The organism is Streptomyces sp. NPDC020362 (assembly GCF_040642095.1).
GTDB lineage: Bacteria > Actinomycetota > Actinomycetes > Streptomycetales > Streptomycetaceae > Streptomyces.
In genome coordinates this window covers 1-6,602 of record NZ_JBFAET010000315.1, presented here as the reverse complement: position 1 = coordinate 6,602, position 6,602 = coordinate 1, and the positions used below count along the sequence as shown (strand labels likewise).

6 protein-coding genes are annotated in these 6,602 nt (G+C 71.8%); 1 reads left to right on the top strand and 5 read right to left on the bottom strand.

What is annotated here, in order from left to right; all coding sequences use genetic code 11:
- Positions 1 to 119: 119 nt before the first annotated feature.
- Positions 120 to 578 carry a cyclic nucleotide-binding domain-containing protein gene (locus tag AB0H32_RS45625; protein ID WP_361134768.1) on the bottom strand — a complete coding sequence of 153 codons (459 nt, stop codon included), beginning with the start codon at positions 576 to 578 and terminating at the stop codon, positions 120 to 122.
- A gap of 520 nt (positions 579 to 1,098) precedes the next feature.
- On the opposite strand from AB0H32_RS45625, the gene AB0H32_RS45620 reads away from it, so the two are divergent.
- Entirely contained in the window at positions 1,099 to 1,965 is an 867-nt protein-coding gene (locus AB0H32_RS45620) for a SigB/SigF/SigG family RNA polymerase sigma factor (RefSeq protein ID WP_361134765.1), read from the top strand.
- On the opposite strand, the gene AB0H32_RS45615 is transcribed toward AB0H32_RS45620, so the two are convergent.
- The 4 genes from AB0H32_RS45615 to AB0H32_RS45600 all read right to left on the bottom strand — a co-directional run bounded on the left by AB0H32_RS45615 (position 1,940) and on the right by AB0H32_RS45600 (position 6,554).
- The gene (locus tag AB0H32_RS45615) at positions 1,940 to 4,156 is read right to left on the bottom strand and encodes an FUSC family protein (protein ID WP_361134762.1); all 2,217 of its coding nucleotides are present in this window, start codon (positions 4,154 to 4,156) and stop codon (positions 1,940 to 1,942) included. The genes AB0H32_RS45620 and AB0H32_RS45615 overlap by 26 nt on opposite strands.
- Before the next feature lie 96 nt (positions 4,157 to 4,252).
- Positions 4,253 to 4,462, bottom strand: a complete 210-nt coding sequence (locus AB0H32_RS45610) for a DUF4287 domain-containing protein (protein ID WP_361134759.1) — start codon at positions 4,460 to 4,462, stop codon at positions 4,253 to 4,255.
- Between the two features lie 95 nt (positions 4,463 to 4,557).
- A complete protein-coding gene (locus AB0H32_RS45605) occupies positions 4,558 to 5,934 on the bottom strand; it encodes an NAD(P)/FAD-dependent oxidoreductase (protein WP_361134756.1) in 1,377 nt (458 codons plus the stop codon).
- Positions 5,935 to 6,119: 185 nt separating this feature from the next.
- Complete coding sequence (locus AB0H32_RS45600) at positions 6,120 to 6,554, bottom strand: ATP-binding protein (RefSeq protein WP_361134753.1); 435 nt, start codon at positions 6,552 to 6,554, stop codon at positions 6,120 to 6,122.
- Between the last annotated feature and the right edge of the window lie 48 nt (positions 6,555 to 6,602).

Genomic DNA, 6,602 nt, shown 5'->3' with positions numbered 1-6,602 from the left:
GGATGGCGGTGCTTCGCGGGGCTGGCGGTCGCCCTGGGGGACGGGCGGGGCTGCGGCGCGTGGGGGGGGGCGGGGGGGGCTGGGCGCCCGGCGCCGCCCCCCGCCCGGCCCCCGCCGGCCTAGAGGGGGCCGCTGCGGCGCCGGCTCGTGTACTGGTCCATCAGCTTGCCGCGGGTGGTCTCCAGGCGGCTGGCGAGGATCTCGGCGACCGTCCGCACCAGCGACAGCCCGAGCAGCGGGTCCTCCACGCACAGCGCGAGCACCGAGGGCCCGTCGAACTCGTAGGCCCGTACGTTGCTGAAGGCCACCGCTCCGAAGTCCCACTCGTACGGCGGGAACAGCCAGGACCAGCCGAGCATGTCGCCCGCGCCCAGCGTGGCGACGGTGACCCGCTGCCGGGAGGTGACCTGTGTGTCGAGGTGGACCGCGCCCGAGCGGATCACCCAGAAGCGGTCGGCGGTGCCGCCCGCCTCGAAGATCCGGCTGTCCTCCGGGAAGGAGATCTCCTTGGCCAGCTCCATCAGCCGCTCGCGCTGTGTCTGCGGGAGGGCGGTCAGCAGTTTGATCGCTTTGGTCATGGCGCGGGACTCCTCGCCGGCAGCGGGTCGGGTGTTTTCCCCAAGCCCATTTCAGCCGCTGCCACCGTCCCGAGCACCTCGAAGGAGGCGGATCGGTGCGGTCAAGCCTGTTCGGAGACGAAAAAAGCCCTGGCTGGACGGGGGAGACCAGCCAGGGCCGTTCGCGATGATGAAGGGGGACGTTTCCGGTCGACCCCGTCACCACGTATGTGTGAACCGTAAACCATCTGGAACGGAATCGCACGATCAGGACCGGGTCGGGTGACCTGTTTCACCCCGGCCCCGGCCAGGCCCGTCCCCGCGGCACCGGAAGCGGCGTTTGCCGCCGAGGAGGCCGGGCAGGCGGAGTCTCGTGCTTCGGACCGGAGGCGCGCGCCCAGCGGGAACGTACGACTGCCACGGGCCCTCTCCCGGCAGGACCGGCGGCGCACCCGCGGCGAACCCTGACACCACCGTTCGGGCACGGCCGGAACCCCTGTTCCGTCCGTGCCCCTACATCCTCGTTCAGGAGCGATTGCGCATGCTGACCGACATGGCGAAAGGCCGTACCGGCACGCACGACACCGCCTGCGCCGCATCCCCGCGGCGGACCCATGACGACACCCCCGACACCACGGCCCTCTTCGCCCGGCTGGCGGACCTGGCGGACGGCCCCGAGCGGGACGCCGTACGCGACGCACTGGTCACCGCGTGGCTGCCCATGGCCCACAGGATCGCCGGCCGCTTCCGCGACCGCGGGGAGGCCGTGGAGGACCTGCGCCAAGTGGCCGCGCTCGGGCTGGTCAAGGCCGTCGACCGGTTCGACCCGGCGCGGGGGGCCTTCGAGAGCTACGCGGTGCCGACCATCACCGGCGAGGTCAAGCGGCACTTCCGGGACCGGATGTGGGCGGTCCGGGTGCCCCGCCGGGTCCAGGAGCTGCGCAACCGCGTACGCGTGGCACGCCGCGAACTCACCCAGCACCCCGGCACCCCCGAACCCACCGCCGCCGACCTCGCCGTCCGCACCGGCCTCACCGAGGAGCAGGTCGCCGCCGGCCTGGAGGCCCTGGACAGCTTCAGCACCCTGTCGCTGGACGCCGAGGCGGCCACCGGTGAGGACGGCTGCAGCCTCGCCGACATGCTCGGCGCCACGGACTCCTCCTACGATGTCGTCGTCGACCGCGAGGCCGCCAAGGAAGGCCTGCGACGGCTGCCCGAACGCGAGCGCGCCATCCTCTACATGCGCTTCTTCGAGGACATGACGCAAAGCCGCATCGCCGACCGGCTCGGCATCTCCCAGATGCACGTCTCCCGGCTCATCAGCCGCAGCTGTGCCCGGGTCCGCGCCGAGGCCCTGGGCCGGCCGCAGGGCCGACGTGCGGTCACTTCGCCGACGGTTCCCGTGTGATGCCAAGCGGCCGGGCCAGACCCGACACCGACTCGTCCAGGCGCTGCAGATGCCTCAGCACCCGGTCGGTCACGCGGCCGTAGCGCGGCGTGCGCAGGGTGCCGGGCTCCAGCATCGACGCGATGCTGGGGCCGGTCTCGATCCGCTCCGCGGTCCGAGGGTCCGCCACGCGTGCGCCGATCGCCTCGATGTTGTGCACGATCCGCCGGCCCGCACCGCGCAGCCGGGGATCCGCCGCGATCGACGGGTGTGTGGGCAGCAGCTCGGCGGTGGCCGCGAGGGAACGCGCGTGATAGGCACAGGTCTCCAGCAGCGCCACGACGTACCGGGCCGTGTCCCGGCGGGAGCGCAGCGGGCTGACCGGGTGGGTGAGCGGCTGGGTGGCGGCCCGCAGGTCGGCCAGCGCCTGGTCGAGATCGCGCGCCTTGTCCACCAGGTCGTACGGCGGTCCGCCGCTGAGCTGGTCCACGGCGCCTCGGGTGACGTCCGCCAGCTCGTCGAGGACGCCGACGAGCAGCTCATTGGTGCGCCGGTCGGTGTCGATCGGCAGCACGACCGCCGCCGCGATCACTCCGCAGGCCGCGCCCAGGGCCGTCTCCTCCACACGCAGCACCAGCACCGACGTGCTGTAGGTGTTCAGCAGGGAGTACAGCAGCCCCAGCATCGCCGTCACGAAGAACGACATCAGCGTGTAGGACAGGGGCGCGGTGTAGAACATCGCGAACACGAACAGCAGGACCAGCGCGAACGCCGTCCACGTGTGCTGTCCGACCAGCCCGGCGAGCACGATGCCGGCCACCACGCCGAGGACCGTGCCGACCAGCCGCCGGTAGCCCTTCACCAGGATCTCGCCGGTGGAGGCGGTGTTGATGAACACGATCCAGCAGGTCAGCACCGCCCAGTACCAGCGCTGGCTGGAGAGCAGTTCGCCGCCGGCGATGGCGAGCGAGGAGCCGACCGCCACCTGCACGGCGGCCCTCGTGGTGGGCCGCCCGAGTCCGGTCGGCTGCGGCTTTTCGGGCTCGTCCTCCTCGCTGCCCTCGATGGCGGCGTCCTCGGCGTCCAGCTCCTCGCGGGAGCGGGCCGTCGCCGGGGTGTCGTCGGACTCGTCCTGCGGCCCGTCCAGGGCGATGCGCAGCCCGAGCACCGCCCGGGCGGCCTCGCCGAGGCCCCGGAAGACGTCCTCCACGGCCGGAGCGGCCTTCGGCAGGTTCTCCTCCTCCCGGTAGCCGAGCAGCCGGTTGCGCACCTGTGACAGCGCGGTCCCGGAGGCCTCGCCCACCGGCCGCAGCACGAGCAGGCGCAGCGCCTCCAGGTCCCGGCGCAGCATCGAGGTCGCCTCGTCCCCGACGGGCAGTTCGCCGCCCGGCGGGAGGGGAGCGCCGGGCAGGTGCAGGGTGAGGGTGTCCGTCCGCTCGGCGCTGCGCGCGGTGAGCAGCAGCAGACCGAGGCGCTCGGATGCGATCTCGGCGTCGGCGATCCGGCGCTGCAGCAGCCGCGCCGTCGCCTCGTCCAAGGGGCCGTCCTCCAGCCGCCCCTGGATCATCAGCGCCGTCTCGTGCAGACGCGCGGTGCCGGTGCGCAGGTGCTCCAGGACCTTCTCCACGTCCTCCGGTCCCGCGTCCAGCAACTCGATCTGAGCGGTGATCAGCTGCCCGAGCCGGGCCCGGAAGGCCCTGCGCAGCCGGTCCAGGGTGCCCGCCGGGGTCTGCGGCAGCAGCACGAAGCGGGCGGCGGCGCTGCAGGCGAACGCCACGGCGATGACCCCGTACAGGGCGGGCAGCGCGGACGGCGTCGCGTGCACGAACAGGGAGAGGAAGTAGATCTGGAAGACGACCAGGCCCAGGGCGGTGCCGCGGTCGCCGAACCGGCGTCCGTAGACGGCGCAGAAGATGAGGACGACGAAGAACACGTCGCCCACCACGACCCGTTGGTTCAGCAGCGTGCCCAGCGACATCGAGGCGAGCGCCACCGGCAGGCCCAGCGCAAGGGTCACGGCCTGCCGGGAGCGCTGCTTCTCCTGGACGGCGAAGGTCGCGACCATCGCCGTCATGGCCCCCGCGACCAACTGCGGTACCGGGACGCTCAGCAGGGCCAGCACGGCCAGGGTGAGGGCGATGGCGGTCACCGTGCGCAGGCCCGCGGTGAGCCTGATCAGCCCGGGATCGGATGCCGCAAGCCGGTCCCACATTCGTGCCCACCCCGACCGAACCGCTGCCCTCACGCCGCCGCGCTCTCTCCCGTGCCAGAACTTGATCTCCGCCCCAGCATGGCACGACGCCCGCGACTACCTGCCTTCGGCCAGCGTGTGCGCGACGAGCGCGTTGGCGTGCCCGTGGCCCAGGCCGTGCTCGGACTTGAGCCAGGCCACCAGTTCCATGTGCTTGGTCAGGGGCGAGGACCGGATCAGCTCCAGCCATTCGGCGACCGGGCGGCCGTACTTCTTCTCGATCGAGGGGAAGTAGCTCTGCGGGCCCTTCACGGTCTTCTCGGTCATGGTGGTGTGTCCCCTCGTGTGTCGTGTGTCGATCACCGAGGAAGACCGCCGACCGACCGGGAAGTGATCGGCGGTCCCCGGTGATGCGCGTCACATCAGGGGCTCTTGGCGGCCCCACCCTCCACGTGGGCGCGCACCTGCTCCTGCGTCAGATAGGAGTCCGTGTACTCGAAATCCTTCAGCCGGGGGGGTTTGCGCGTCTGGAAGCCCGTGCGGACGAAATCGTCGCCCGCGACCGCGTTCAGCAGCCAGTTGGTCATCACCCGGGTCTTGGCCACGTTGGTGCGCAGCGCCGACCAGTGATAGCCGCGGGCCACCGCCTGGGCGGGCACGCCGCGCAGTTCGATGCCCAGGGGCTTGGAGACGGCGTCCTTACCGCCGAGGTCGACGACGAGACCGAGGTCCGGGTGGACGTAGGGCTCCAGAGGCCGGTTGCGCAGCGTCGCGACGACGTTGTCCGCGACCTTCCTGCCCTGGCGCATGGCGTGCTGGGCCGTGGGCGGGCAGACCGCGCCCTCCTCGCGCTTGGCCTTGTCGGGCACCGCCGCCGAGTCGCCGAGCGCGAACACCCCGTCGTGACCCGGCAGGGTCATCTCGGCGGTCACCGTGAGCCGGCCGCGAACCGTTTCTGCGCCGAGCGTGGCGATCAGCGGACTGGCGACCACTCCGGCCGTCCAGATCAGGGTGTGGGTGGGTACCACCCGGCCGTCGGTGAAGGTGACCTCCTCGGGGCCCGCCTTGTCGATCGACACGCCGAGGGAGACGTCGATGCCGCGCCGGCGCAGGATCTCCTGCGCGCTGCGGCCGAGCTTGTCGCCCAGCTCCGGCATGAGCTTCGGCGCGATGTCGATCAGATGCCACTTGATCAGGCCCGGGTCGAGGCGCGGATAGCGCTGGACGGCGGCGTGCGTGAGCCGTTGCAGACAGGCCGCGGTCTCGGTGCCCGCGTATCCGCCGCCGACCACCACGAACTGCAGCCGTGCGGCACGCTCGGCTGGGTCGTCGCTGGCGTCCGCGAGGTCCAGCTGCGAGATGACGTGGTCGCGGATGTAGGCGGCCTCGGCGAGCGTCTTCATTCCGAAGGCGTGCTCGGTGAGCCCCGGGATGTCGAAGGTGCGGGTCACGCTGCCGGGTGCCAGCACGATGTAGTCGTACCGCTCGTCGACGATCTTGTCGGTGATGGTGCGGATGACGCAGACCTTGGCCTTCAGGTCCACGCCGATCGCGCCGCCCGGGATGATCCGGGTGCGGTACTTCTTGCTGCGGCGCAGCGAGACGGCGATCGACTGCGGCGTGAGCACGCCGGAGGCGACCTGGGGCAGCAGCGGGAGGTAGAGCTGGTAGGCGTACGGCGTCACCAGGGTGACGTCGGCCTCGTCGGGGGCGAGTTTCCGCTCGAGGCGGCGGACGCACTCGACTCCGGCGAAGCCTGCTCCGACCACCAGGATCCTGGGTCGTGTCACGGTGTCCATCCCTTTCTGCGGCTCCAGACGGTTCCGACTCGACGCCGTCCGTGTGCCCCGGATCGCTGCCACCGCATCGATCCCACCGTGCCCCGAGCCGTTCCGCCAGCTGGGTGCGGCAGGCAGACGAACGCGTGGGCACCAGCATGCCCCCGCAGCCGCCGGCGTAACCGGAACTTGCCCGGATCCGACGGTCACCAGGGCAGGAACACGTGGATGTCCTTGCCATGGTCGTCGACGACGACGCTCACCTGACTGCACAGCGTGTGCACCAGATGCCAGCCGATGCCGCCGCCGCCCGCACTCGGACGGAAGGGCCGCGGCTCGGGCCGGGTCGTGCTGGTGTCGTGCATCGTCACGTGCACCCCGTCGAAGGTGCGGCGCAGCCGCAGGGCGAAGGGCCCGGGAGCGTACTGGATGGCGTTGGCGGCCAGCTCCGTCACGACCAGCAGAATGTCGTCCCAGTACTCCGGCGTGCCGGGCGGGGCGTCCCGGGCGAGTGCGCACAGGAAGTTCTCCGCGGCGAGCCGCGCGCCCGTCACGTTGCGCAGCTCACCCGGGAAGGAGAACGAACGCTCGTACCTCTCCTCCGAGGGCTGTGTGTCGTCCCAACGCGGCTCCGTCGCCATCTCGCATTCCCCGGCCTCGGGGGGGGGGGGCGCCCCCGCCCCCCCCCC

Bases quoted from the DNA above. Each gene is read 5' to 3' on its own strand.
- AB0H32_RS45610 (WP_361134759.1), bottom strand. From the start codon at position 4,462: ATGACCGAGAAGACCGTGAAGGGCCCGCAGAGCTACTTCCCCTCGATC.
- AB0H32_RS45600 (WP_361134753.1), bottom strand. From the start codon at position 6,554: ATGGCGACGGAGCCGCGTTGGGACGACACACAGCCCTCGGAGGAGAGG.
- AB0H32_RS45615 (WP_361134762.1), bottom strand. From the start codon at position 4,156: ATGTGGGACCGGCTTGCGGCATCCGATCCCGGGCTGATCAGGCTCACC.
- AB0H32_RS45625 (WP_361134768.1), bottom strand. From the start codon at position 578: ATGACCAAAGCGATCAAACTGCTGACCGCCCTCCCGCAGACACAGCGC.
- AB0H32_RS45620 (WP_361134765.1), top strand. From the start codon at position 1,099: ATGCTGACCGACATGGCGAAAGGCCGTACCGGCACGCACGACACCGCC.
- AB0H32_RS45605 (WP_361134756.1), bottom strand. From the start codon at position 5,934: ATGGACACCGTGACACGACCCAGGATCCTGGTGGTCGGAGCAGGCTTC.